The sequence below is a fragment of the Sorangiineae bacterium MSr11954 genome (assembly GCA_037157815.1).
Classification (GTDB): Bacteria; Myxococcota_A; Polyangia; order Polyangiales; family Polyangiaceae; genus Pendulispora; species Pendulispora albinea.
On record CP089984.1, the window covers coordinates 12,218,515 to 12,242,832 of the forward strand.

Below are 24,318 nucleotides of genomic sequence, written 5' to 3' on the forward strand. Positions count from 1 at the left end.
GATGAGCACCGCCTACCGCATCCCGGACGAGCCGACCCCCGGCCGTCTCGCCCCTTACACGGTGCATCCGTTCTGGCCGCTCATCACCTTGATGTTGGGCGGGGCTTGGATCGGGCTTCCATGGTTCGTCTTCAACGGGGTGGCCATGGGGAGCGCGAGCCTGCGCAAGGAGGTCGTCGCCGCGGTGGCGGCGCCGCTCGGGGCGGTGGCCATGTTGTACGGCTCGATCTATCTCGGCGGGACCTTCTTCGCGCTCTCGCAGCGCGCGCTTCCCTACCTGTTCGTGCTGGTGGTCGCGACCAAGCTGGGCTTCGGCTATTGGCTCTATCTTTCGCAGCAGCGGAGCTTCGAGATTTACCGCCACTTCGGCGGGCCCGTTCGCCAGGGGATGCTGGTGGCGTTGGGGGCGACCCTTCTTCGAGGCTACGTGATCCCGGCTGCGTTTGCGCGAGCCTCGTGGCTCGGGGCTCTGGTGATGTGATGACGCAGTCGAGCGGCTCGGGGGGAGGAGAAGATTCGCAGCGATGGGTGGATCGGGCCATCGAGGCGCTCGATCGCGGGCAGCCCGAGAGCGCGATCGATTTGCTCCGCAACGCGCTCACCTTCGATCCGAACGACGCGCGGGCGCACGCGCTTCTGTCCTATGCGCTCTTGGAGTCGCGGCGAATCGGGGCGGCGTTGGTGGAGGCGCGGGCGGCGGTCGCGCTCGATCCGAATCTCTCGGTCGCGCATCTGGTTCTGGGGGACGCGTGGCTCGCGCACCGCAAGCCGCAGCGCGCCCGCGAGCACTTCGACGCGGCGCACCGGCTCGATCCCTCGCGGCCGGCGCCTCTGCGCGGGCTCGCGCGGTTCGAAGCGTTCTACGACCGCGACGATGCGGCGATCGAGCTGCTCGATCGCGCGCTCTCGCTCGATCCGGAAGATCCCGAGACCTTGGTGGAGCTGGGGCAGGCGCACCTCGGTCGCGGGCATTTGGACGAGGCCGAACGCTACGCGCGCGCGGCGCTGGAGCTCTCGCCCGAGCAGTCGAACGCCCTCGTCATCATGGGCCACGTGCTCCTGCGCCGCGGCGACGTGGGCGGCGCCCGCGAGCACGCCGGCTGGGCGATCCGAGCCGGCTCGCGCATCCCTGCGCTGAACCTCATCGCCGCGATCAAGGCGCGCGAGAGCCTGTTCCTCGGCGTTTGGTTCCGTCTCAACTCGATGCTGGCCGAGCTGGGGCCCAAGGCGATGCTGGTGCTCCTCGCCGCTTATGTCGCGCAGCGCTTTCTCATCCTGGTGCTCCAGGATCTGGGCCATCCGCGCGTGGCGGAGCTGGTGAGCTATGCGTGGCTCGGCCTCTGCGTCTACTCGTGGGTCGCGCCGGGGATCTTTCAGCGCATGCTCCTGCGCGAGATCCGCTCCGTGCGCCTTCGCGGGGATTTTTAGGGCGCTCAGGGCGGTTGCGTCCGCCCACGGATGCGCGCCTCGCGGAGGTGCCACCCGACGGTCGCGTCGGGTGCGTCCCAATCCCATTCACGATGCGGCTTGGTGCTGCGAAGCAGCGCCTAGCGGAGAGAAGGGGATTCGAACCCCTGGTACCCTTGCGGGCACACCTGATTTCGAATCAGGCACCTTCGGCCACTCGGTCATCTCTCCGCCGGCCACCTTCGTCGATTCGCCGAGGCATTGTCAAGGCTTCGCCGTCACGATGTGCTCTTCGTGAAGCAGCCGCGCTCGAAAGGTAGCCTTGGCGCGATGGTCCCACGTACCGCAGGGCGTGGCGGGCCAGTTCTTCGCATCGTCGTCCGCGCAAGGTGACCTCTAGCATGCACCCGGCCGGCCGTTGACCGGGGCGAGCGGCTCGTGCCATGCGGGAAACCCGCCCGAAAGCCGCCAGATGGCCGTCGGACACGGATTCGACAGATCGCGCGCGCCCCCCCTGACACGCCGGCGTTTGCTGTGCTACACGTCGTTCCGCCGCGCGGGCCACTGCGCGGCACCCGGAGAGATGACCGAGCGGCCGAAGGTGCATGATTGGAAATCATGTGTACCTGCAAGGGTACCGAGGGTTCGAATCCCTCTCTCTCCGCCGGTGCTGGTTCGTAGCACCGCGTAGACCGAGGCATTGGGGACCGCACCCGACTCGTGTCGGGTGGCAAAGGTCTCGAATCCCTCTCTCTCTTCCTCTCTTCGCCTTGCGCGGCTTTGTATGTCACGGTCAGTAGCTCTCCTGTGGAAGGAGTGAGCGGCTTGCCCATCTGACGTAACGAACGCGGTGCTGGCGGTCAGTGCGTCGGTACGGTTCCCAAGGATGCGGGGGGATCGGCGTTGAGATTGGGGATTGGGGTGCCGGCTGGGACGTTGAGCCGGATGAATCCGACGGAGGCGCCGCCACCACCAGGACCGCCGTGCCGGGTCGGTCCGATGCCTCCGGGGTATCCCGGCGTGGGAGGCGCCGAGCCGGTGCCCCCGCTGCCACCGGAACCTCCGGGATTGCCTGCAAAAGTATCTCCGCCCCAACCACCATTGCCTCCGAGCGATCGCAGAGCAGCGCCCGTTCCCGTGATTCGAAGAGCCTCAATGAGCAGCGTGCCCCCGCTCCCGCCGCCGCCGCCCCCCGATCCACCGCTCAAGGACCTGTGACCGTCTCCTCCGGAGCCGCCGCCGCCGTCCACCGAACCCATGAGCTCAAAGGTACCGCACGAAACGAGTTGAATCGCACCGCCACCCTTGCCGCGCTCCCCGGGGGGTGGGCCGAACGATTCTCCTTCTCCGCCGTTGGAGCCCGCCGCCAGCTCGGTGCCGCTCGTCGGATACGCCGGTCCTCCTTGTCCGGCCGGAGATCCTCCGCTCCGAGCGCCTGCGGTTGCGTGTCCGGCTCCGCCTCCATAGAAGCCACCATTCCCCCTGCCATCGGGGGCCGCCGGAGGATGGATCGAGGTGCCTTTCGTGCCGCTCGCGGCGATGCTGCCCGTGAGAAGGAACGCGTCGGTCGCCACGATGGCGACCGCCGACGACGCCGGCCATGACGATGAGCCGCGCAACGCCAACGTTCCTGCGATCTGCACCTTCGAATATTTTCGGACGCAGATGGATGGAAGGCCGCTTCTTTGCGGGACGAGCGCATCGCAAGGTACCCCCGGGTCGAGCGCGGCCGAGGTGTTCGCCGGCACGTTCAACTCACCCGCCCCCGGGCGATCGCAGATGTCCGGGGGTAGATTGGAGGGCGTCAACCGGACCCCTGGGGTCGCGTCCGGTGCATCCCCGTCGGGTGCACCACCATCGTCCATGCCCGATACATGCTCGTTGCCTCGTGCAGTGCGGCCTCCCGCGTCGACCTCCTGCGACGAGCACGCGATCACGGTCAACGCGCCGAGCCAAGCGGTGTGATAAAAACGCATTGAGTCACCTCCCAATCGAGATTGGGACGTCACCCAGCCGCCCGTCACCGGGTGCGAACCGATGGCGCGGATGTCGTCGGGTGGCGCCGAGCGCCGAGCGCCGAGCGCCTAGCGCCCCCAGGCCTTGAGCGCGGAGGGCGCGGAGGAGTGCGGATCGATGACGGCGGGCTCGCGGGGGATGGGGGATTCGCCGGGCTCGTGGAGGATCGAGAAGAGGGTGCGCTCGAGCGCCTCGGTGGCGAGTGGATGGGTCGAGCTCACGTCGGTGATGCAGGCCGGCTCGATGAGGATGTCGCAGAGATCTTCGCGCCGGTCGGAGCCGCGTAGAATGAAGTTTCCGGTGCGGAGCGCGTATTTGGTGCCGGCGGTGGCCAGGAGGGGACGGCCCGCGTCGGGGAGGGCGCCGGTGAGCGTGCGGTAGATGTCGACGCCGCGGAAATAGCTGGAAGGGGATAGATCGAGCGCGTTGGCCATCGAGGTGGCGAGATCGATATCGGCGGTCGGTAGCTTGACCCGCTTTCCGCCGGCGACTCCGCCGGGCGGGACGAGGATGAGCGGGACCGACAAGAGCGGCTCTTCGGGGGCCTCGCCCTCGCCGAAGGGGACGTGTTGGCCGCTGTGGCCCACCTCGTCGACCGAGAGATCGCCGGTGACGAAGAGGGTCGTGTCGAGATCGCGGCCGGTGCGGCGGAGGGTCGTCATCAGCCGGCCCAGCGCGGCATCGTGCGCGAGGACCGCGTGCGAATAGAGCGCCCAGACGCGCGCGCGGTCTGCGTCCCCGAAGCGGATGGCCGGCGGGGAGTGACGCGCCTTGGAGAGGAGCTCGGCCGCGTGCTTGGGATCGATGCTGCCCGCGTAGCCCGGCGGATCGAGGCCTTTGAGCTCCTCGGCCGTGATGTCCCACGGCGGGTGCCCGCCGCGCGCGTGCACGACCACCAGGAAGCGATCGGATTTGTGCGCCTCGATCCACTCGCTGGCCTCGTCGAAGACCCGCGTGGCCAGCGTGTTCTCCTCGGGGCCGTGCGCCACGAAGGTGCCCCACCCGCGGTCGAACCCAAAGGTCGCCGAGGTCAGAGGGTTCGCCGTGAACATGGCGCTCACTACCCCCGCCTGGCGCGCCACATCGGCGATGGTGGTGACCGAGTGCGGCAGCCGCGCATCGAAATCGTTCACGTTGTTGGCGCGCCCCGTGCGGCCGCTGATCATGGCGGCCAGCGCCGCGTGCGACAGCGTGCTCGTCGCGCGATGCGCCTCGAAGACCACCCCGCGCGCGCCGAGCGCGCCGAGCTCCGGCAACGCGAGCGGGCCGCCGTAGAGCGCGAGCGACTTGGGCTGCAGCTGCCCGAAGACCACGAGCACCACGCCGCGCCCGTGCGGCGCCGGAGCGTCTTCGGGCTGCGGGGGCGCCAGCACCCCTGGATCGCCGAGCAGCACGCGCGCCCCGGGGGTGGCCCGCACCACCTCGACTTGAAAGGCGCCCACGGTTCCCGGCGGCGGGCGTCCGAGATCGCCCAGCGGGAGCTCCGCCTTTTCCCAGGCGCCGCTTCGCGCGGAGAACGTGCGCTCGGCGATTTTCCCCGTTCGATCGCCGAGCAAGCTCAGTCGAAGCTCGGCCTCGCCCGGCCCCGAGATGCCGGCAAAAGCCTGCGCCGTTCCTCCTTGCGGGAGCCACCCCGTGCAGCGCACGAAGCCGGGTGCGCGAAGGGAGAGCGCGCGCCGCGCGATCCCGCCGAGGGTCGCATTGGCGGTGACGTCGTGGCGGGTGGGGGCGGCGTAGTTGCTATCGCCGGCCTCGGGCTTGCCGCGTCCGATGCGGATCCAATCGATCTCGGCGTAGGGTTCGCCGACGGATGCCTTGGGAACGCCGTTGAAGCGGAGGAGCAGCTCGTTGGCGCCGGCGGTTACCAGATCGCTCGAGGCGCTGGCGATCACCACCCGCGTCTCGCCCTTTGCGAGCTTCCAGATGCCGACCGGCTTGCCATTGAGGTACACGCTGATGGACTTGGCCACGCCGCCGCGAACCCTCGCCTCCACGAAGGAGTCCGCCGCCGGATCCGCGAGGTCGCCGAAGTCGCGCTCGAGCGCCACGAACTGCAGGGTCGACCCTTTCTCACGAAAGCGCGTCCAGGTGGCCCCTTCGCGCTCGAGCGTCTCGGGGGTCGAACGGCTCGCGACGTGCGTGCCATAGCGCGCCCGGGTGCTCGAATCGCCCAGGTCGAGCAGGATCCCGCGGTGCCCCAAGGTGCACGCGTCGAGCCCTACGGCGTCGATGGCGCGCGGGGTCGGCGCTTGCGCGGCGGGCGGGGTGTTCGAGCCCGAGGGGGCAGGGGAGGCGCTCGGTCCATCGCCGCGCGAGCAGCGATCGCAACCTGCCGAGAGCGCGATCAGCGCGAGGGGGGCGAAGAACGGAAAGAGACGAGACAACGGGAAAGACGAGACCTCCGAACGACGGAACGCACCGAATCGCTTCACCATGCCCTCACGGGGCAAAGGTCGATGCGTTCGGAGCGTGGAGCTCGGCAGCTGCCGCCGCCGCGACGTCCAACCCCGTCGCCGAGACGGTGACGGGCGCGGCGGATTTGCTCCCGGCGTCCTTCGCCTTCTCGTTCTTTGGCGCCGAGCCCGCGTCCGCCGCGTGCGAGCCATGGCGCGCGCGCGGCGCCTCGGTCGCGGGCTCGGAAGCTGCGCTCGCGGCCGGCACCGGCACGGGCGCCGATTGCGGATTCGCATCGGCGCGCGGCTCGGCGAACGCCGCGGCGCTCGTGGTCCCCGCGTGCGTCGGGCGCGTCCCGGCCGTCGTGCCCCCTTGCGATCCGCCGGACGCCGCCACGCCTTTTCCGGGCGCGTCCACCGCCGCGCGCGCGCCCAGCGCCGCGATCAACACGGCGCCAAAGATCGCGGCGCCAAACCATCGCCGCTCCCGTCGCCGCGGCGCCGGAGCCGATCGCGCGACCACCGAGGCCATCGGCGTGTTCGAGGTGAGCTCCGACTCGATCGCCGTGACGTCCGGATACGAACGCGGCGCGTCCTCCTCCGCACCCGCATCCCGCGTCGCTTGCGCCCCGCTCCGCACGGGCTGCGCCGCACCCTTCGCGGCTTGCGCCGAGCCGCTGCCCGCCCGCGCCGCTTGCGCCGAGCCGCTGCCCGCCCGCGCCGCTTCCGAAACGGCAACCTCCGCCAGTTCGTCCTCCACCCCGACCTGCGCCTCGCCATCGTCGCTCGGAATGCTCGCGAGCCGCATCCGCGTCCGCTCCTCCGCCGTTTGCGCGGTGCCCGACTCCATCCGCAGCGCCGCATCGATCGCGGGGCGCAGCAGATCCTGCCCTTGCGCGCCGTACACCTCGGCGACGGCGCCACGTGCTGCCAGATCGAGCAGCGCGCCCTCCAGCATCACCGGATCGACGTTGCCCCGCAAGAGCACCTGCCGCGGCGACTCGCCCTCCGCCACGCGCTCCACGAGCCTCCGCACGGGCGGCGGCGTGGCGCCGAGATAGCCGGCGATGATCTCGGAGTCGACCACCACCTTGGCGACCCCCAGCACCCGCGCCCCCGAGAGCAGATGCGCCGCGCCGCGCGCGTGCGCGATCGGCTCGGCCGTTTGCGCTCGGAAGGTGCCGAGCAGCTCGCACTCCAGCGGATCTTCGCTGGGCGCCACGTGGAAGCGCCCGGCCCAGACGCCGAGCATCGCGGCCAGCGCCCGCCCGCCGCGGAGCATGGTGCCGTCGGGGGCCGTGCGGGTGGCCCGGCACGGGGCGCCGTCGCGGATCTCCAGCTCGTAGACGTAGGATGCGTCGCGCAGGCACACGCGCGACTTGGGCCGCGTGGTGCACACCAGCTCGAGCAAGGAGCGCACCGTCAGCCCATCGAGACGGCCGCGCACCTCTTGGCGCCCGCGAAGGCGTGCCTCGATGCGCGCGCGTGGCCATAGCGCCTCGCGCACCCGCGCCAGGATGGCCCGCGCGTCGCTCTCTTTTCGAAGGTAGCCGGCGGCGCCGGCGCCGAGCTCGCGCACCCGCTGCAGCATGTCCTCCTTCCACGACAGCAGGATCACCGGCGTGTCGCGCAGCGCCACGTCGCGCTTCAGCGCGCGCGCCAGCTGGAAGCCGTCGAGCTTCGGCATGAGCACGTCGCTCAGGAGCAAGTGCGGCGCCGTTTTGTAGGCCAGCTCGAGCGCCTCCTCGCCATCGTGCGCCTCGTGGACGATGCACCCCGTGGTGCGGAGCAGGTCCGCGATGAACCACGCCACCCCGGGATCGTCGTCGGCCACCACCACGCGCCGCCCCTCGAGCCGAACATCGGCCGCCGCGCCCCGCCCGCGCGAAAACGCCCGATCGGCGCCCGGCACCTCGGTGTCCCCCGCCTCGCGCTTGGCCGCGTCGCCGGCCGAGGACACGGCCCCCGACGCATCGACGGCCGGCAAGGTGATCCGGACCGTGCGCTCGCGGTGCTGATCGGCCGCCTCCCGGCACGCCGTGTAAAGGCTCTCCTCCGACGCCGGCTTTTTCAGTGTTTTGGCCACGCCCAGCGCGATGAAGCGCGCCTCCTCCGTGGCCTCCTCGAAGCGGCCCAGCACCACGATGGGCGCGAGCTCCATGCGATCGAGCAACGTCTCCACCAGCTCGTCGGTGCCCTCGAGATCGCCGTCGATGACCACCACGTCGGGGCTCATCTCCTGCGCGAGGACCGCCGCGTACGTCGCGTCGGTCGTGCGCTCGCACTCGAAGCCTTCGCCCGCCGCCCGGCCCGCGTCGGCCGGCCCCTCGGAGATGGCCATGGCGATGGCGTCTTCGCCCACCACCAGCGCCGTGTGCGGCGCGGCGGCCTGGGGCGCGCTGGTGGCCGCAGCTTCGCTGGCCGAGCGCTTCTCCGAGACGTCTTCCCACGCCAGGATCGGAAGGTCGTCGAGGACCCGCCCGATTTGCTCCAAGTCCTGCTGGCTGGCGGTGCCGCTCTCCGCGATGCGCTCGAGGACCTCTTCGGCCAGCCCGATGGCCACCCGCGTCGAGTCGAAGTGCAAGAGCCGCGCGGCCGTTCCGATGGCGTGGAGCCTGCGCCGAACGTCGTCGCGGGGACCGCGCGCCTTCGGGTCGGCTTCCAGGGCCGCGAGCGCCGTGCGCGCCTCCCCCGTCTTGCGCCCGAGCGAGCCGACGAAATCGGCCTGCATCCCACCTAGCCTTCCGTTCGCTCCATTGGCTGCGCCCATCATGTTGTCGCCGTTATCAGACGCGCGGAGAGTGGGCCAAATGATCCGCAATCTTGACATATGCTCCGGCTCGATGACGAGCACGCTCCCGCTGGCGCCCAAGGCCCTCCACGTTCGCAAAGCCACCGAAGACGATCTGCCCCGGCTCCTCGACATTCACCTCGGCGCCTACCCCGATCCGCGCGGCCTCGCGTCGCGAAGGCGCAGCCTCGAGACGAACGCCTTCGGGGGCCTCGACGATCTCTATGTCATCGGGCGCGGCGAGCGGCTCCTCGGCCACGCCTTTCTCTACGCCATGCAAGGGTGGTTCGGCGGTCGGCGGGTTCGCCTCGGCGGCATCGCCAGCGTCGCCGTGGCGGCCGAAGCGCGCGGCCAAGGCATCGCGCGCGCCTTGATCGAGCACCTCCACGCCGTGTCGCACGCGCGCGGCGACGCCATCGCGCTCCTTTATGCCTTTCGCTACGGCTTCTATCGCCGCCTCGGGTACGGCCCGGTCACCCCCTTGCACCAGCTCGAGATCGCGCCTTCCGCCATCCCCGCGGAGTGGACGCGCGCCGCGCGTGGAGCGATGCGCAGCCTCGTGCCCGACGATCATGACACCCTGGTGCGCATCTACGAGGCCGCCGCGGCTCGTTCGACCGGCTGGCTCGCCCGCCGCCCGCTGCTCTGGGAAAAACGCCTCCTCGACGAGAACCGACTCTGGTTCATCGCCGAAGACGAGCGCGGCTACATCGCGTGGACGGCCGAGCAGCGGGAGGAAAACGGGCCGACCCGCCTCATCGTGCACGATCTCGTGGCCCAAGACGACGACGCATGGCGCGTGCTTTGGGGTCACCTGGGCGCGCAGAAGGATCAAGTCGCGTGGATCGAGGTGGGGGTCGCCCAAGACGATCCCGCGTTGTTCGCGCTGAGCGACGCCGACATGCACCGCCCCGGCTTGCCGCGCATGGAGCACCCGCTCGGCATCGTCCACGCGGGGCCGATGGTGCGCGTGAACGACGTCGCCGCCGCGCTCGCGGCGCGCGGTTACCCCGCGGCAGGGGCCGGGGCGGAGAGCGCCTTGATCGTCGGCGTCGGTGCGTCGGCCGATCGTGCCACCCCGCTTCGCATCGCCATCGAAAACGGTACGGCGCATGTGACCGCCACCGATGCCCCCGTCGATCTTCTCTTCTCGGACGCCGCCGTCCTCGCTAGCGTGGCCTACGGCGGCGTTCGCCCATCCCAGGCGGCACGCACCGGTCTCGTCACAGCGCGCGACCGTCTCACCCTTGGGCGCGCGGACCAGCTCTTTGCCATCCCCGCGTTCGACGCGCTCGATCCGTTCTGATGCCCTCCACCATCCCGCCTCGCCCCTCGCACCCCTCGCGTCCTCCGCCGCTGTCTCGCGATCCGCGTGATCCTCGCGATCCGCGTGAGCCGCCGGATGCGCGTGAGCCGCGCGATTCCCGTGAGCTGCGCCCGTCCGGTCCGCCGGAGCCGCCGCGGGTCCCCTTTCTCACGCGATTCGGCAGCGCGGTGGGGGCTGCTCTGGTGGCATCCGGCCTGGCCTCGGGACCTGCGGCCATGCGCGTGACGAGCGCCCTCGACGCGCGCGGCATCTGGCCAGCGCTGGCGGCGGCCACCTTGATCCCGATGCTTCTGTCGGTGCTCACCTTGCGCCAAGCGCGGGTCGGTCTTCGTGCGTTTTCGCTCGGGGATGCGCGAAAGCGAAGCTGGTCGCTCGCCCTTTGGGTCGGCGCCTTCTCCTTCGTTCTGCTGGCCCTGGGCGCGGTGCTTCGCGCCAAGACGCACCATCATCCGCTCGCCGGCGCCACCTTTTCTATCGCCGCGGGGGTGATGGCCGTGCTGCTCATCCCGTTCTCGCTCCGCTTTGGATCGATCGCCGCGCGATGGCAGGAGGACAATCGCAAGGTGCGGTTGGTCGCCTTCGTCGTGGTGCTCCTCGGGGGCGCCCTTGGGCTGATGTTCGGGCTCGCGCGCATTCTTCCGCCCGGTGGTCCCTTTTCGCCCGCCGTGTCCGCCAATTTGGTGGATGTGATGGCTTTCACCATGGCCGCCCTGCTCGCCTCGCGGCCTGAATTCGAAGCGCGGCGCGCCCTTGCCCTTCTTGGTCCGCCCTTGGCTGCCGCCCTCTTCGTGCTCGGTGCGCGGTATCTCCTCCTCACGCCCACCCTCGGCACCACCATCGAGCAGCGCGCGCCCGCTTTCGGCCCCGCCGTCTCCGTGCTGGCGCCGCCCCAACGTTGACGCCGCGTACCGCATTGTTACTTTGGTGGCGCGATGTATGACATGAATCCGCAGTCTCGGTCTTATGGAGCATTCCCCACCCGCGCCGCGGTGGACGTGGCGAGCTACCTGCGGCGCGTCTACCTGCTGTTCACCGGCGGTGTCTTTTTCGCCATCGCGGGTGCGCTCGCGGCGCTCTACCTCGGCACGCCGGTCGTGCTTCGAGGGGGCGACGTCGCCATCGAGGTGGCACCCCTGGTCGCGTTCGGGATGGCCCACCCCATCGTGATGCTCATCGTGTACATCGGCGCCTTCTTCGGGGCCTCGTTTGCACGACGGATCCCCGGGCTCAATGTCGCGGCGCTCTTTGGGTACACGCTGATCACGGGCATATTCCTGGCGCCCACCCTGTTCATCGCCCAACTCTACGCCTCGCAAGGCGGCACATTGAGCGCCTCGCCGGTGCGGGACGCCTTCCTGCTCACCGGTCTCTCGTTCACCGGCCTCTCGGGCTATGTCCTGGTTACGCGCAAAGATTTCTCGTTCCTCGGCGCCGCGCTCAACATGGGCGTTTGGGTCATCCTCGGCGCGATGTTGCTCGGGTTCTTCTTCCACTCTGCCGCCTTCCAGCTGGCGATCGCCAGCGTCGGCGTCCTGCTCTTCTCGGGCTACATCCTCTACGACACCTCGCGCATCCTCCACGACCGCTCGGAAAACGATGCCGTCGGCGCTGCGCTCCGCCTCTTTCTCGATGTGGTCAACCTCTTCCTCTTCCTCCTGCGCATCCTGTCTTCCTCGCGTGAGCGTTGAGGCGCCGGTAGCCTTCTAGCTTTCAAGAAAGCGAATCATTCATGGGCGTTGCACGCCACGTTTGGGGGACCTGCTTTCTCCTATCCACCCTGGCAGCTGGCGACGCCCTCGCCGATCGAGCCCCGAGCCAAGGCACCACCAGCCAAGGCACGGGGCTCGCGGTTTTTGCGGGGCGCGATGCGGCCGATGCCGCGTGGCCCCTGGCGCAGCAAGTCTACGCTCGTCCGTCTTTGCGGCCGCCGGCGCTCGACGAGGCGAGGGCGCGCGTGCTGGCCGGGGAGGCGCCCGCGTCCGATGCGCCCGCGGCGCTGCGCGATCTTGCGGACACGCGCGACGCCATCCGCGGCGACGATGCTCCATCGCGCCAGCTGCTTGCGTCGATTGCGCATCAACTCCATGTGCGCGGCCTGGTGGTGGTGACGGTCCCCGCGCCGAACCCGCTCAGCCCTTCACCGACCCCCACCCCCGTTGCGCGCATTTTTCTCGCGGACGCAGGCATATTCGACGCGGCGAGTTACGCCCCCGATCCGGTGCGCACGGCCCCGGATGCGAAGCCCGCCGCGGGCACGAAGACCGCATGGGTGTGGTCCGGCGCTGTCGGTTCCTTGGAGCGATCGTACGGAAATACCGCTCCCGCGAGCGAGCCTCGCGGCGCATTGAGCGAGCCGGCGGCGGCATCGAAGCCAACCCAGACGGCCCCGACGACGGGAACCACGGGAAACACGGGACAGAGCGGCGACGCGAAAACGGCGAGCAAACCGTTCTACGCGTCGCCTTGGTTCTGGGGCGCCATCGCGGCAGCGGCGGTGGGCGGCGTAGGAATCTTCATCGCGACACGAGACGGGAGCGACGACAGGATCCATCTTCAGATGCAGGTACCTCGATGAGACGATTTCGTCCGCGCCCGCCTCTCTCGATTGCACATCGTCCGCCGCAGGCGGCGGGCCCTCGGGTGGAACGTCGTGCTCCGCACGATGTTCCAACGGGAGCGGGCGGTCTGCGGATGCGCCTCCAGCGGCTTTTCGCCGTTCTCTTCGCGGGCTTGCTCCTCGCCATGACGCCGCGGGCCGCGCTCGCGGAGCCCGTGGTGGCCGCGCCGCGCGATGCGCCGCTGGTGTTGCAGCCCAATGGCGTCCGGATTCCCCCGGTCCCCACGGCCTATTCGGACAAGGATCTCGGCTGGCTTCGTCTGCGTTACGTGCCGGGTGCGCGCGAGCGGGTCGAGCCGATCCTTCATGAGGCCGAGGCCATGAAGTCGCAGCTGCGCGATTGGTTCGGGGCCCCGGTCCTCGATCAGCTCGAGGTTCGCGTGGCGCGCACCCCCGAAGAAATGGCCGCGCTGGCGCCCGATGGCCTTCCGCCGCCCGAGTACGCGACGGGCGTGGCGTACGCGCCGCTGCACCTCGTTTTGTTGTCCCTCTCGGCCCCCGAAGCCAACGCCGACGCTCCGGACATCAAGGAGGTGTTCTTTCACGAGCTGGTGCACATCGCCCTGTACGACGCCGTGCAAGGGCGGCACGTGCCGCGTTGGTTCAACGAGGGGCTCGCGATTCACGTGTCGGGCGAGAGCCGCTTTCTCCGTCTGAAGACCCTGTGGGAGGCCACGATCTCGCGCCAGACGATCCCCCTGGCCGATCTCGACTCGTCGTTTCCCCAAGATCGCTACGAGGTGAGCGTGGCCTACGCCGAGTCGGCCGACTTCGTGCGCTTCCTCCTGCGCGATCCGGATCGCGCGCGCTTCGTGTCGCTCATCGAGCGCGTCCGCAACGGCGCGCCGTTCGATCGCGCGCTGGCCGACGCGTACGGGACGGACCTTCGCAAGCTCGAGTTCCAATGGCGCGAGGAGATCGCCAAGCGTTACACGTTCCTTCCGGTGCTCACCAGCGGCTCGCTCCTCTGGGTGCTGGTCTTCTTCGCCCTGGTGTACGGCTACGCCAAGAAGCGCAGGAAGGCGAAGGAGACGCTGGAGCGCTGGGCGCGGGAAGAAGCGGCGCTCGACGCCGCCAAGGCTGCCGCGGCCGCCGCTGCTGCCGCCGCCGAATCGCCTGCGTCCGCGCCCCTCTCCGAGCCGCTCGGCGGGGGACCGCGGCCGCACCCGGCCGGCTTGCCGCGCATCGAGTACGAAGGGCGCTGGCACACCTTGCACTGATCCGGGTCGCGCGCGTCACGTGCAAACGAGCGCGCCCGGTCGAGCGTCGAGCCGGCGCGTGCTCCGCGTCACCCGTAACGAGCGCGCAAATCGGGCAGCTCCGCGGCGATGATGTCGCGGCAGCGATCGCGCAAGGTGCCGATGTCCTCGGCGTGGAGATGGGCGGTGGGGACGGCCGGAAGGATCTTGGCGCACGCGTGGGCTTTCCCGAGCCAGCGCGAATGCTTTGGCCGCATCTGACGGGTGCCGGCGATGGCGATGGGCAGCACGGGCGCCCTGGTGCGGATGGCCAGATCGAACGCGCCATCGCGAAAGCGCAGGAGCTCGCCGTTTTGGGCGCGCGTTCCCTCGGGGAACATCATGATCGAGATGCCGGCGTCGATGGCGCGCTCGCACTCGGCCATCATGGCGCGCACGCTCGTTCCATCGCCGCGGCGAAGGGGGATGTCGCCGCCGAAGGTCATCACCCAGCCCAAGACGGGGGGCTTGAACAGTTCCTCCTTGGCGACCCAGCGCATGTCCCAGGGGAGCCACGACAGCAGAAAAGGGTCGGCCTGCGACTCGTGGTTGGCGATCACCACGTGCGGCTTCGCCTCGATGTCGGGCGGCGCCTCGCCTTCGATGGTGAACGTCCAGAGCGGCGTAAGCTGCCCGACCGTGCGCCCCAATCGCCGCATCCACCGCCCCGGCTCACGCTGCGTCGGATCCCCGCGGTGCAGGGCGTGCGAGGCGGCCATGATCGGCAAGAACCCCACGAGGCAGGCCCCGAACTCCAGGTGGCTGTAGAGCCCCGTGACGGTATGGCGGATGTCCATCGGCAGCAGTAGCTACCGCGACCGTACAAGCCGTCGTGTCATGATCGTGCCATGGTTCGGCCATCGGCCGTCAAGCAAGGCCGTACGTACGCGCGCACCGCGCTCGGGGGCAAAGGGATGCTAATCCCATGAAGGTGCCGCCTTCCGGACCGCCCGATCCCGCCACCCATGCGTCCGACGCGCCCGCGCCCAGCGAGCACGGCTCGCGCCGGTCGGCCGGCTCGCCCGATGCACCTGCGCCCCGTCCGCAGGGCTCGCCCGATGCAACTGCGCCCGCATCGCGCGCACCCGGCCCGCCGCGTTGGGTCGGAGCGGTGCGGTCTGCGATTTACGTCGTTCTCTGTCTTCTCTTCGTCGCCAGCTTGCCAGGATCCGTCCTTCGCACGCTGGTGTTCGAGCGGGTGGCTCCGCCGGTGCCCGAGACGATCCACGACCGGGACGCCTCCCTCGACGTGTTCGTGCGCACCAACGACGGGCAGAACATCGCCCGCGCGCGGGTGCGCGCCCTCGCCGTCCTCGATGGCCGCGTCCACTCCGCAGGCGAGGGGCTCACCAACGCCGAAGGCTTCGTGCACATCGACCGCCTCCCGCGCGCCGAGCACTGGGTGCTCGCCGACGCCCCCGGCCGCGCGCGCGGCGCGACGACCCTCGTGCTCCTGCAAGGCACCCGCAACGTGGTGTTCTCCTTGGAGCCGGAGCACTTTCTCGACATCGCGGTGAAGGACGAGCGCGGCGGCGCCATCGCCGGCGCCGAGATCGAGATCACCGGGCGGGATCCGCTGCCGGTGGGCGCGCGCACGGACGAAGATGGACGCGTGCACGTGGGGAGGCTCACGCGCGGACCGTACACGGCGACCGCGCGCCTCTTGGGGCTCGAAGAGGTCACCCAGCGCGGCCTGCTCGAGGGAACGACCGCGCACTTCGTCCTGCGCCGCCTCGGCGTCATCGTGGCGCGGGTGCGCGACGGCGGCGAGCCGGCCGCCGGGGCCCGCGTGCAGATCAGCGGCGCCACCTTGTGGCCGCCGCGCGCGGCCGACACCGACGCGGCCGGGATCGTTCGCATCGCCTCGCTGTCCGCGGGGACGTATGCGCTTCGCGCCAACCGCGGCGATCGGGTGAGCCCCATCGAGCTCGACGTGGCCGTGAACGGCGGCGACGAGCGCGAGGTCGAGCTGAACTTGGAGCCGGGCATCACCGTGACGGCCCATGTGATTGAAGGGGAGCAAGAAGGTGCCCGCGATCCCATCCCCATCTCCGGTGCGCGCGTCGCCCTGGTCGAGGGCGGCCTGTCGCCGTTCCCGCTGGAGGGCATCTCCGATCGCGCGGGGCAGGTGCGCCTCGGGCCCATCGCGCGCGGCGGCGCCACCTTGTCCGCGCAAGCCGATGGCTTCGTGGCGCGCGGCGGGATCGCCGTCCCCGAGCCCATGAGCGGCCCCGTCGTGCTCGCGCTCTCGCGCGCCGGCACCATCGTGGGGCGGGTGGTCGACACGCGCGGCTACCCCGTCGACGGCGCCACCGTCGTTCTCTTCGGCACCGACTTTCACGGCGCACCCATCGACGACGATCCGCGGCGCACCAGCTTTCGCGACGCGCACTTCACCGCCACCCTCGCCGGACCGCGTCCGCTGGTCCCCGCGGGCGAGCTGGGGGTGATGCCCGGCCCGGTGCCGCCCATCCCGCACGCCTCGGATCCGGTTTCTGGTGGTGGCGGTGGCGGTGGCGGCGGCGGCGGCGCATCTCCCTCCGCCATGGCGACCGCGGTCCCTCCCTCGAAGCCCTCCGAGCCCTGGGTGACGGGCGCCGACGGCACCTTTCGCGCGACCCCCGCCACCCCGGGCCGCGTTCGCGCCTTGGTCCGTCACCCGCAGTACGTCGAGGCCATGAGCGAAATGGTCACGCTTCCCTCGGGCGGCGAGGCCAAGGTCACCATCGTGATGCGCGCCGGCGGCTCGCTCGAGGGCCGCGTGGTCGACGCGCGCGGCCACGCCGTCGAGGGCGCGAGGGTTACGGTGGGCGCCGTGCGCGGCACGCTCGAACGGGCCGCGCGCACCCCGGCCGACGGCAGCTTCGCCTTTGCCTCCCTCCCCGAATCCATCGTCCTGACGGCGTCGCGCGACGACCCCGCGAACAACGCCAGCATCAGCCTCACCCTGTCCATCCCCGAGGGCCAAAAGCGCGAAGTCACCCTGACCCTCCCCGATCCGCGCCCCGCGCTCCGAGTTCGCGTCACCGACGACCGCGGTTATTCGCTCGACGCCGTGCAGCTCTCCGCGACCTCGCTCGATCCCAACGCCCCGCTGCGCAGCACCGCGTACACCGACGCGCGCGGGGAGGCGAGCATCCAAGGCGCGCGCGGACTGCCTCTCCGCATCGAGGCGCGCGCCCCCGAGCGCGCACCCACCGTCACCACCGTGGAGGCCGACGCGCGCGAGCCGGTGATGATCGCCCTCGGGCGCGCCGAGAGCGCCACCGGCGAGGTCCGCTCCAGCCGCGGCGATCGCATCAAGGACGCAGAGGTTGTATTGTACACCGATCTGGGCGCCCGCCACGCGCGCACGGACCTCGACGGCCTCTTCGCGGTGAACGAGCTCGCCCCGGGCCCGGCCCGCCTGGTGGTGCGCGCGCAAGGCTACGCCCCCGCGGATCTGCGCGTGGCGGTCGCCAAGCAAGGCGGCAACCGCCCCACGGCGCTCGGGCGGGTCGAGCTCAAAGCGGAGGGCGCCGTCAGCGGCACGGTGGTGGACGCGCAGAACCGTCCCGTGCAAGGTGCACGCATCGCGCGCGATCAGGTGCCCACGTACCTGGCCGTCGGCGTGACCCCGCGCGGCATCGCGGTGGCCGACGCCCAAGGGCGCTTTCGCTTGGGCGAGCTCGAAGAGGGGACCGTGACCTTGGAAGCCTTCGCACCCGACGTGGGGCGCACGCGCCTCGAGGGCGTGCGGGTGGTGGCGGGCCGCACGACGTCGGGCCTGGTGATGGCGTTCCCGCGCGAGGGCGACAAGCGCGAGTCGGCCACGGGGCCCGAGAGCCATGGCGTGGCCGTCACCCTGTCCATCGACCCCGACGAGGCCATCGTGCTCGCCGCCGTGGCCGAGGGGAGCGCCGCCGAACGCGCCGGCCTCGCGCCGGGCGATATTTTGCTCGAGGTCGACGGCGCGGCCGTGCACGGCATGGACGAGGCGCGCGCCCGACTCAACGGCGCACCCGCCCTCGACGTGGTGCTCAAGCTTCAGCGCGGCGAGGCCACGCGCACGGTTCGCCTTCCGCGCGAACCCATCCGCCGCTAAACCCTACTGCGACACCCGATGAAACGTGATGCGCTTTCCCGGTACCACCAACCAATGCATCGTCTCGTCGTCGGCGAAGTCGAACGTCTGCGGGTTGCTCGGCCCATCCAGATCGGTGATCACGGTCACCATGTTCTTCTCCGTCTGCGCGACCTTGAACGCGCACATGGACGTGCTCTTCGGGGTCTTCACCATAATCGCGCCGTCACGAAAATGAAGCTCCGTCTCGATGGCGAACGCCCTCGCCGCGGGCTCCTGCTCCGGTGTGACCCCCTCGACATGGTTCCCCCGCCAGAGCCCCGTGAGCCGCTCCTCCCCCGATTTGCGACAGCCCACCGCCAGCATGGAAAGCGCGAAGGCCACGAAAACCAGGGACCGCGGCAGCATCGTGGCAGGTCGGGCGCGGGGTGGGCGGTGCACAGCCCGAGTGTACGCCGATTGAGCTATGTCTAAAAGCGTGGCTGAGAAGCGAAGACTCCCGCTCCTCAAGGAGAACCCGCACCAACCCGCGCCGGGATCGGACGAAGAACGGCGGCCTGCGTGGCATTGGGTCGGCTTCGGGGTGGTCATCATCTTGGCAGCGTGGCTGCCGCTCGCGTACGTGGCGGAGTTCGTCAAGGGACGCGTCATTACCGCAGCTCTCGGTCCCGTCGAAAGCCAAGATCAAGCGACCCTGGCCATTGCCGCGCTTTCCTCGGGTGAACGCGCACGACTGACCGCCTGGCTCGTCGCGCTTCCCGCGGTCGCACTCTCCGTGGGGGCCCTGGCCGGCGGGTATGTGGTGGGGCGCTGGAGCGACAAAGCCGGCTGGCGCGAGGCCGGCGCCGCAGGCGCTGTCGTGGGCATTCTCACCGGGGTTTTGGCCTTCGCGTCGGGTACCATGACCCCGGCCGCGCTGCTCCCGATCGCGCTGACGGCCGTCCTGGCCGCCCTGGGTGGCCGGCGGGGTTCGCTCCGCAAGGGCGCGTAACCGCAGGACCACGCCGATTTCCGCGCCGGCCGAGACCGTGCTATGCGCCCAGGGGATGTTTTGCCTCAAAGTTCGGAGCGATCCCGGCTGGGCGAAAGAAGCCGTCGCGAACTTCGACAAGGTGCTCGCCGATCACGCGCACTGCGAGATGAAGGCCGCCTCCAACGCGCTCTCCCTCGCCGCGCGCCACCCCGACGATCTCGCCCTCGTCCGCGCGCTCACCGATCTGGCGAAAGAAGAGCTGGAGCACTTTCAGCAGGTGCTCACCGTCCTCGAACGGCGCGGGATCCCGCTCGGGCCCCCCGAGGTCGACACCTACGCGGCTGACCTGCGCAAGTCGGCCAAGGAGCGCCCTTCGGGGCTGCCCCCGCTGGTCGACCGTCTCCTGGTGGGGGCGCTCATCGAGGCGCGCTCGTGCGAGCGGTTCAAGCTCCTCTTGGGCGCCCTCGACCCCGCCCAGGAGCGCGCGATCTTCGACTTCTACACCGAGCTCTTTGCCGCGGAGGCCCGCCACTACCGCACCTTCTGCGATCTGGCCATCGCCGCCGCCGGAGGCCCGAACGCCCGTGAGGCGGTGGAGGCGCGCCTCGAGACCCTGAGCGTTCTCGAGGGGCAAATCGTTTCTCGATTGGCAAACAACACCTTTCGCGGCTTCATTCACGGATGAGCGAGCGCGCATTCCCGGGCGGCACCCTCGACGTGCACGATCTCCTCGCGATCGATCGCGAGGTCGAGCGCGCCGTTCGCGCATGGCGGACCTGGCGCAAGGATCTCTTCCACGATCCCGAGGCCCGCGAGGACGAAGACGTCTTCATCGTCCACCGTCCCGTGGCCACCAAGTCGCTCTACGATGCGCTCGCGGACACCCCCGATCCGGCAGGCACCAAGGAGGCGCTGCGCCGTTGGATCGCGTCTCTCCTGCAGGCGCGCCTCTCGCGTGACGCCGACGTGGCCATCGCCCGCGCGATCGCCGCGCGCGAAGCATCGCCCGACGAGGTGCGGCTCGTCTCCTACCGCGAAGCTTGGCGCGGCGTGGTCACGGAGACCGCGCGCGGAAAGAGCCTCGCGTGGTTCGACGCCGCCGCAGCCCGCGGCCCCGCCCTCGCGCCGCTCCACCGCGAACGCCGCCAGCGCCGCGCGGAGGTCCTGCGCCGGCTGGGCCTCGAGACCGACGGCGCTCGCGGATCCCACGCCGAGCTCACCCCGCCCGAGCTCGCGCATCAAGACGCGCTGGCCCGCGGGATCCTCGACGCGACGGAGGATCTCGCCGCGTCGCTCGTGCGCGAGGAGCGAAAGCGCGAGAGCGCGCCCGCCCCGCACCCGGTCGACGCCATCCGCATTTCCATGGCGCGCGGCGCGGGCGAAGGCTGGCCCGCGCGGCTGACGTGGCGATGGCTCCACGAGCTGTTCGACGGATGGTTCACGGGAGCGTCCGGGCTCGAAGAACCCCCGCTCCCCGCCGCGCTCTCGGGCGCGAGCTTCGTCCGCGCCCTCGCCGCGTTCGGCCAGAGCTTTCGCACGGCGCGCTTCGAGACGAAGGGCACGGTTCCCTTCGTGCTGCGGCAGGATCCGCACTTCGTGGACAAGTACCGCATGGGGGCGCTCATGGCGTCGCTCGGCGCCTCGCCCGTGTTCCAGCGCCGCGCGCTCGGCCTCGGGCGCGATGCGGCGCTCCAGCAGGCGCGCGCCCTCGGCACCACGCTGCTCTTTTCGCTCCGCCTCGACGCGGCGCGCGTGCTCCTCGGCGGCGCGGACGACGCCGTGTGGGACGAGATCACGTCACGCCTCTTCGGCGTCCCCGCGCCCCGCGCGCTCGCCGGCGTCTGGCCCGAATGCCGCGACGACGAGGGCGCGCGGCTGGTCGGCGCGGCGACCGCCCGGCCGCTCGCCCAAAGCTTGGTCGAGCGGTTCGACGAAGATTGGTTCCGCAACCCCCGCGCCTCCGAGACGCTGCGCGCGAGAACGTTGTATCCTGCACGAGCACCCATCGACGGCGCGTTGGTGGGCGGACCCCCGGAGGAGACGTTGGAGCCATCGCAAACGGCAAACGGCATCGGGCGCGCGTTCGAGGAGCTGTTCGGGTGAGACGCGCCGCATTCGTCGCCTTCGCCGGGATGCTCCCGGCGACCCTCGCCTTCGCCAACCTCCCCGCGCACGCGGCGCCGCAGCAGCCCGCGCAAGCCTCGCACGCGCGCACGGCCGGTCCCACCTTGCCGCTCTTGCCGAGCATCCCCCGGGTGCGGGTCGAGGTCGCGCGCGCGCACATCGTCGTCACCCAAGACGTGAACATCCCGCGCGGGAGCTGGCGCTCGGGCGATCTCGAGTTCTTCATCGCCTTCGGCGCACCCGGCGCACCGTACGCCTTCGACGCGCACTTGCTCGCCGTCCCCGATGGATCGCTCGAGCCGGTGGCCGAGGAGCGCGGCGAGCCCTTGCCGACGGAGCGGGCCATCCGCCGCCCCGCGAGCTCCAACGTCTACTTGCTCCTGGGCCGCCCGCAGATGGCCGGCGCCATCGTGCGCGTGCGCGACGCGGAGCTCCGCCGCGCCTTGGGCGCGCGCAACATGGCAGCCCTTCGCCTGCGCACCGTCCTCCCGCGCCCCGAGCTCGATCCCCAGACCGGGCACGAGGTGGTCGTCCGCCTCGGCACAGAGGCCGGCAACCCGCTGGCCCTCGGACGCTTGCAGGTCGCCTCCGTCGAGAAGGACGTGACCCTCGAGCACGCCGAGGCCCACCTCTGCGGCAAAGACGCCGATCCGTACCCGCTCGCCATCACCTTGCGCGCGGGCACCACGGGCGCCTTCGTTCGCGCGACGCCCGATCCCAAGGCGCCCTCGCGCACCAACGACGCCCCCATCGCGCCGGTCTTGGCCGTGAGGCACAACACCGACGACCTGTGCATCCGCTTTTGGACGCACGACTGACGGACGGCCTACTGCTGCGAGTCCGACCCCGTGTTGTCGTCGTCCTTCGATCCCTCGAAGGCCTTCGGATCGTGGAAGTAGCGTAGCGCGATCGAGAACAGGGTCATCGGATGCTCGGCGCTCACATCGCGCCGCCCGCTGAGCTCGACGCTCCACTTCTTGTCGACGTACCCGAGGCCGGCGGAGACGGCGTGCGTCTGCTGGCCGGCGTCGTAGCGGTAGCCGGCGCGCAGGGGGATGTGCTGCAGGAGCATGAACTCGCCGCCGAGCATGAAGCGCCCGCGCGTGCCCTTCCAGGTCGTGAAGTCGGCCATGGCGTTGGCCTCCACCGTGAACAGCTCCCGCGTGTACCCCACGCCGCCGGCCAAGGTGGTCGGCACCAGCGAGTGCCCGGGGTTGGTGAGGTTGTGCCCCACCACGCCGAAGAAGAGACCGTTCACCGGCGCGATGGTCACGCCCGCATCGAACGTAAAGTGGTTGACCACGGGATCGCCGCGCGTGCCGTCCGACACCGGGCTGTCACCGAAGGCGCCGTTGGACACCCCTTGCGACGCGCGAAGGAAGCGCCCGGTGATGCCGATCGAAATCTGGTCGCCCAGCGCATACGCGAGCGCCGCGCGCAGATCGGTCCATTGGCGCCGCGCTCCGTCGCCATCCATCTGCGACCACACGCCGCCGAGCGCGCCCGCGAGCCGGCTCGTCGACGAGTCCGCGATGGCGCCGCCAAAGTTGGTGCGCCGCGCCTCCGGTGAGAACGAGGCGAGCGCCTCGAAGTGGTAGACGCGCGTGTACGGCAGGTTGGCGGGGTTGAGGAACAACGCCGTCGTCGACATGCCCGTCGCGTTCTGCGCACCCGCCATGGCGAGCGACCGCGCACCCTGCACCTCCCCGAGGTCGTAGCCTTGTTGCGGCGTTACGCTCGATGGATCGGCGTGCGCCATGCGCGCACCCGCCGTGAGCGCGCACGCGATGGCGAGCGCGGCGACACGTTGCCCCACGCGCGCACGATCGCGATCCCGATCGCGGCGCACGATGCGTGATGCACAACGGCGGCGCTGCAGGTCGGTCGCGTGCGGCGGTCGATGTGGAAGGTCGGAGGTTTCGAGCGACACACAACCGTCGCGATCGTGACCCGAGGCGTGCGAGCCACAACGTTCGGATCCTGCTGATAAGGCGAGATACCAGCCGTCGTGCCGGCGATGAAACCAGCTCGCTGCAGCGGAGTTTTTTGATGAGGGTGACAAATGGAACGGGAGCATAGGGGCGAAGGGGGGCACGCCCAGCGTGCGCGCGCAGACCCTAACAAGGTCGCCTCCAGTAAGCAATTTTCACGAAAAAACGTGGGTGGCGGGCACTCTTGACAGGTGGAACGAGGAGAAAACGCGGAGATCACTGGTCCCATCGGTTGGCCCGTGAGCGTTTCAGCCGTCATTTTCTATATTTACGCTGCACCGGGCCATCAGAAACCGGGCGAACGACGATTCACAGGCGATCTACAACCAATAAAATCGTGTAATTCCGGGAACTTTACCCCTCTGTGCACATCGCCGTGGACGAGCTCGAAAAAGCGATGCTAGGAGCATGGTTCGCGTTACGGGCACGGTGCTGTCACTCCGTTGCCCTTTAGGCGCGCTCGCTAAGAATTTCGAAGACCGTTCAGCACCAAGTTACTGTCTCTAGCGTCTCGCATGCTTCTTGTTCCTGGCGGCCGACGGACGTAGGTCCATCGGGTCGTCGGGGATCGTTTTGTCTTACTTCGTTTCCCTCATTTCGAGATCGCTCCGGCGAGTCAAGACTGGAGCGATGATGAGATGGAGGCTATCGTCGGCGGGTCAACGGATGCATCCCCTGTACACGTGTTTAGCGTAAATGGGAAGCACCGAGGGGCCGCCTTGTTTCGTCTTTTTCGATTTGTTTCTGTTGGGCTGGTCGTACTCTGACGTATTTTGTCAAGTTACGTTTTGCGTTTTGCGTTTGCCGCCACCGTCCCGATTGTTCGGGGTACCTGGTCTCCGCGCTCGCGGTTCCGAATCGTCGCACTTGTTCTGGGGAGGGGTTCCGCAGCAGCAGGTAGCAAAAGCTTGGAGACGATTTACTCGCCGATGTTTTTTCGATACGGACGCCAATCACTCTTGGGAGGGGGAGTTGGGGGACGGATGGAAGCGATTGTCCACAGGCTGTGGAGAATCTGTTGGCAAGGTACGCGCGCTGCGCGTCAGGGTGGATTCGTGCGCGTAGACTGATTCCAAAAATGGCCAGCTCGCTCCAATTCTGGTTGGGGACAAAGCTCGTGAGCCCAACGTAAGTCGTAGGCTCCACGGGTTTGGCTTGGTCCACGGCAACGATCCTGTTCGAGCCACGCCCGCGCGGTGAGGCCCAGGGGATCGTGTCGCCGAAGGCGTTCGCGCGCTTCGAGTGAGCGGCTCTGCGCCGGCAGCAAGCAGCAAGCAGCAAAAGAAAGCACGTCTCGAGTTCGAGTCGGGAAACGTTTGGCGGGGCGGGACCGACAAATGAAAAGCGTAGGCAACGTAGGAGCGGGTAACGGGTACCG

18 protein-coding genes and 2 tRNA genes are annotated in these 24,318 nt (G+C 69.8%); 13 read left to right on the forward strand and 7 right to left on the reverse strand.

All coding sequences use genetic code 11. The annotated features are described in order from the left end of the window. Window position 1 precedes the first annotated feature (1 nt). Entirely contained in the window at window positions 2-481 is a 480-nt protein-coding gene (locus LZC94_48485; GenBank protein WXB15643.1) for a hypothetical protein, read from the forward strand. Further along, window positions 481-1,428, forward strand: a complete 948-nt coding sequence (locus LZC94_48490; GenBank protein ID WXB15644.1) for a tetratricopeptide repeat protein — start codon at window positions 481-483, stop codon at window positions 1,426-1,428. The genes LZC94_48485 and LZC94_48490 overlap by 1 nt, the downstream gene beginning before the upstream one ends. 123 nt (window positions 1,429-1,551) lie before the next feature. Here LZC94_48490 and LZC94_48495 read toward each other — a convergent pair. Continuing rightward, window positions 1,552-1,638 (reverse strand) — tRNA-Ser (locus LZC94_48495). A 346-nt stretch (window positions 1,639-1,984) separates the two neighbouring features. On the opposite strand from LZC94_48495, the gene LZC94_48500 reads away from it, so the two are divergent. Next, window positions 1,985-2,071: transfer RNA gene (locus LZC94_48500), tRNA-Ser, on the forward strand. A gap of 196 nt (window positions 2,072-2,267) precedes the next feature. Here the strand turns inward: LZC94_48500 and LZC94_48505 are convergent. The 3 genes from LZC94_48505 to LZC94_48515 form a co-directional block, all read right to left on the reverse strand. Further along, on the reverse strand, window positions 2,268-3,383 hold the full coding sequence (locus LZC94_48505; protein ID WXB20384.1) for a hypothetical protein: 1,116 nt from the start codon (window positions 3,381-3,383) through the stop codon (window positions 2,268-2,270). A 108-nt stretch (window positions 3,384-3,491) separates the two neighbouring features. Continuing rightward, a complete protein-coding gene (locus LZC94_48510; protein ID WXB15645.1) occupies window positions 3,492-5,807 on the reverse strand; it encodes a sulfatase-like hydrolase/transferase in 2,316 nt (771 codons plus the stop codon). 55 nt (window positions 5,808-5,862) lie between these two features. After that, a complete protein-coding gene (locus LZC94_48515) occupies window positions 5,863-8,547 on the reverse strand; it encodes a response regulator (GenBank protein WXB15646.1) in 2,685 nt (894 codons plus the stop codon). A gap of 112 nt (window positions 8,548-8,659) precedes the next feature. Here LZC94_48515 and LZC94_48520 point away from each other — a divergent pair, with 112 nt between their 5' ends. The 5 genes from LZC94_48520 to LZC94_48540 are packed head-to-tail and all read left to right on the forward strand — an operon-like array spanning window position 8,660 to window position 13,771. Next, a complete protein-coding gene (locus tag LZC94_48520; GenBank protein ID WXB15647.1) occupies window positions 8,660-9,913 on the forward strand; it encodes a GNAT family N-acetyltransferase in 1,254 nt (417 codons plus the stop codon). After that, a complete protein-coding gene (locus LZC94_48525; GenBank protein ID WXB15648.1) occupies window positions 9,913-10,833 on the forward strand; it encodes a hypothetical protein in 921 nt (306 codons plus the stop codon). The genes LZC94_48520 and LZC94_48525 overlap by 1 nt, the downstream gene beginning before the upstream one ends. 42 nt (window positions 10,834-10,875) lie before the next feature. Beyond that, window positions 10,876-11,622, forward strand: a complete 747-nt coding sequence (locus LZC94_48530; GenBank protein WXB15649.1) for a Bax inhibitor-1/YccA family protein — start codon at window positions 10,876-10,878, stop codon at window positions 11,620-11,622. 41 nt (window positions 11,623-11,663) lie between these two features. Continuing rightward, window positions 11,664-12,509, forward strand: coding sequence for a hypothetical protein (locus LZC94_48535; protein WXB15650.1), 846 nt, complete (start codon window positions 11,664-11,666; stop codon window positions 12,507-12,509). Next, window positions 12,506-13,771 carry a hypothetical protein gene (locus LZC94_48540; protein ID WXB15651.1) on the forward strand — a complete coding sequence of 422 codons (1,266 nt, stop codon included), beginning with the start codon at window positions 12,506-12,508 and terminating at the stop codon, window positions 13,769-13,771. Before LZC94_48535 ends, LZC94_48540 begins: the two co-directional genes overlap by 4 nt. A 68-nt stretch (window positions 13,772-13,839) precedes the next feature. On the opposite strand, the gene LZC94_48545 is transcribed toward LZC94_48540, so the two are convergent. Further along, window positions 13,840-14,586 carry a 1-acyl-sn-glycerol-3-phosphate acyltransferase gene (locus LZC94_48545; protein WXB15652.1) on the reverse strand — a complete coding sequence of 249 codons (747 nt, stop codon included), beginning with the start codon at window positions 14,584-14,586 and terminating at the stop codon, window positions 13,840-13,842. Window positions 14,587-14,714: 128 nt separating this feature from the next. Here LZC94_48545 and LZC94_48550 point away from each other — a divergent pair, with 128 nt between their 5' ends. Beyond that, window positions 14,715-17,873 (forward strand): carboxypeptidase regulatory-like domain-containing protein, encoded by a 3,159-nt coding sequence (locus tag LZC94_48550; GenBank protein ID WXB15653.1) that lies wholly within the window; start codon window positions 14,715-14,717, stop codon window positions 17,871-17,873. A 3-nt stretch (window positions 17,874-17,876) separates the two neighbouring features. Here LZC94_48550 and LZC94_48555 read toward each other — a convergent pair whose 3' ends face one another. Next, complete coding sequence (locus LZC94_48555) at window positions 17,877-18,260, reverse strand: hypothetical protein (protein ID WXB15654.1); 384 nt, start codon at window positions 18,258-18,260, stop codon at window positions 17,877-17,879. Between the two features lie 70 nt (window positions 18,261-18,330). On the opposite strand from LZC94_48555, the gene LZC94_48560 reads away from it, so the two are divergent. The 4 genes from LZC94_48560 to LZC94_48575 are packed head-to-tail and all read left to right on the forward strand — an operon-like array spanning window position 18,331 to window position 21,767. Next, window positions 18,331-18,843 carry a hypothetical protein gene (locus LZC94_48560; GenBank protein WXB15655.1) on the forward strand — a complete coding sequence of 171 codons (513 nt, stop codon included), beginning with the start codon at window positions 18,331-18,333 and terminating at the stop codon, window positions 18,841-18,843. Between the two features lie 55 nt (window positions 18,844-18,898). Beyond that, on the forward strand, window positions 18,899-19,510 hold the full coding sequence (locus tag LZC94_48565; protein ID WXB15656.1) for a tRNA-(ms[2]io[6]A)-hydroxylase: 612 nt from the start codon (window positions 18,899-18,901) through the stop codon (window positions 19,508-19,510). Further along, the gene (locus tag LZC94_48570; GenBank protein ID WXB15657.1) at window positions 19,507-20,928 is read left to right on the forward strand and encodes a hypothetical protein; all 1,422 of its coding nucleotides are present in this window, start codon (window positions 19,507-19,509) and stop codon (window positions 20,926-20,928) included. The genes LZC94_48565 and LZC94_48570 overlap by 4 nt, the downstream gene beginning before the upstream one ends. Then, a complete protein-coding gene (locus LZC94_48575; GenBank protein ID WXB15658.1) occupies window positions 20,925-21,767 on the forward strand; it encodes a hypothetical protein in 843 nt (280 codons plus the stop codon). Before LZC94_48570 ends, LZC94_48575 begins: the two co-directional genes overlap by 4 nt. Before the next feature lie 8 nt (window positions 21,768-21,775). On the opposite strand, the gene LZC94_48580 is transcribed toward LZC94_48575, so the two are convergent. Beyond that, window positions 21,776-22,765, reverse strand: coding sequence for a hypothetical protein (locus tag LZC94_48580; protein ID WXB15659.1), 990 nt, complete (start codon window positions 22,763-22,765; stop codon window positions 21,776-21,778). Window positions 22,766-24,318: the final 1,553 nt, after the last annotated feature.

What these genes read in the sequence shown, in the direction of transcription:
- LZC94_48485 (WXB15643.1), top strand. Translation starts at nt 2, where the DNA reads ATGAGCACCGCCTACCGCATCCCGGACGAGCCGACCCCCGGCCGTCTC.
- LZC94_48490 (WXB15644.1), top strand. Translation starts at nt 481, where the DNA reads ATGACGCAGTCGAGCGGCTCGGGGGGAGGAGAAGATTCGCAGCGATGG.
- LZC94_48505 (WXB20384.1), bottom strand. Translation starts at nt 3,383, where the DNA reads ATGCGTTTTTATCACACCGCTTGGCTCGGCGCGTTGACCGTGATCGCG.
- LZC94_48515 (WXB15646.1), bottom strand. Translation starts at nt 8,547, where the DNA reads ATGCAGGCCGATTTCGTCGGCTCGCTCGGGCGCAAGACGGGGGAGGCG.
- LZC94_48520 (WXB15647.1), top strand. Translation starts at nt 8,660, where the DNA reads ATGACGAGCACGCTCCCGCTGGCGCCCAAGGCCCTCCACGTTCGCAAA.
- LZC94_48525 (WXB15648.1), top strand. Translation starts at nt 9,913, where the DNA reads ATGCCCTCCACCATCCCGCCTCGCCCCTCGCACCCCTCGCGTCCTCCG.
- LZC94_48530 (WXB15649.1), top strand. Translation starts at nt 10,876, where the DNA reads ATGAATCCGCAGTCTCGGTCTTATGGAGCATTCCCCACCCGCGCCGCG.
- LZC94_48535 (WXB15650.1), top strand. Translation starts at nt 11,664, where the DNA reads ATGGGCGTTGCACGCCACGTTTGGGGGACCTGCTTTCTCCTATCCACC.
- LZC94_48540 (WXB15651.1), top strand. Translation starts at nt 12,506, where the DNA reads ATGAGACGATTTCGTCCGCGCCCGCCTCTCTCGATTGCACATCGTCCG.
- LZC94_48545 (WXB15652.1), bottom strand. Translation starts at nt 14,586, where the DNA reads ATGGACATCCGCCATACCGTCACGGGGCTCTACAGCCACCTGGAGTTC.
- LZC94_48550 (WXB15653.1), top strand. Translation starts at nt 14,715, where the DNA reads ATGAAGGTGCCGCCTTCCGGACCGCCCGATCCCGCCACCCATGCGTCC.
- LZC94_48555 (WXB15654.1), bottom strand. Translation starts at nt 18,260, where the DNA reads ATGCTGCCGCGGTCCCTGGTTTTCGTGGCCTTCGCGCTTTCCATGCTG.
- LZC94_48565 (WXB15656.1), top strand. Translation starts at nt 18,899, where the DNA reads ATGTTTTGCCTCAAAGTTCGGAGCGATCCCGGCTGGGCGAAAGAAGCC.
- LZC94_48570 (WXB15657.1), top strand. Translation starts at nt 19,507, where the DNA reads ATGAGCGAGCGCGCATTCCCGGGCGGCACCCTCGACGTGCACGATCTC.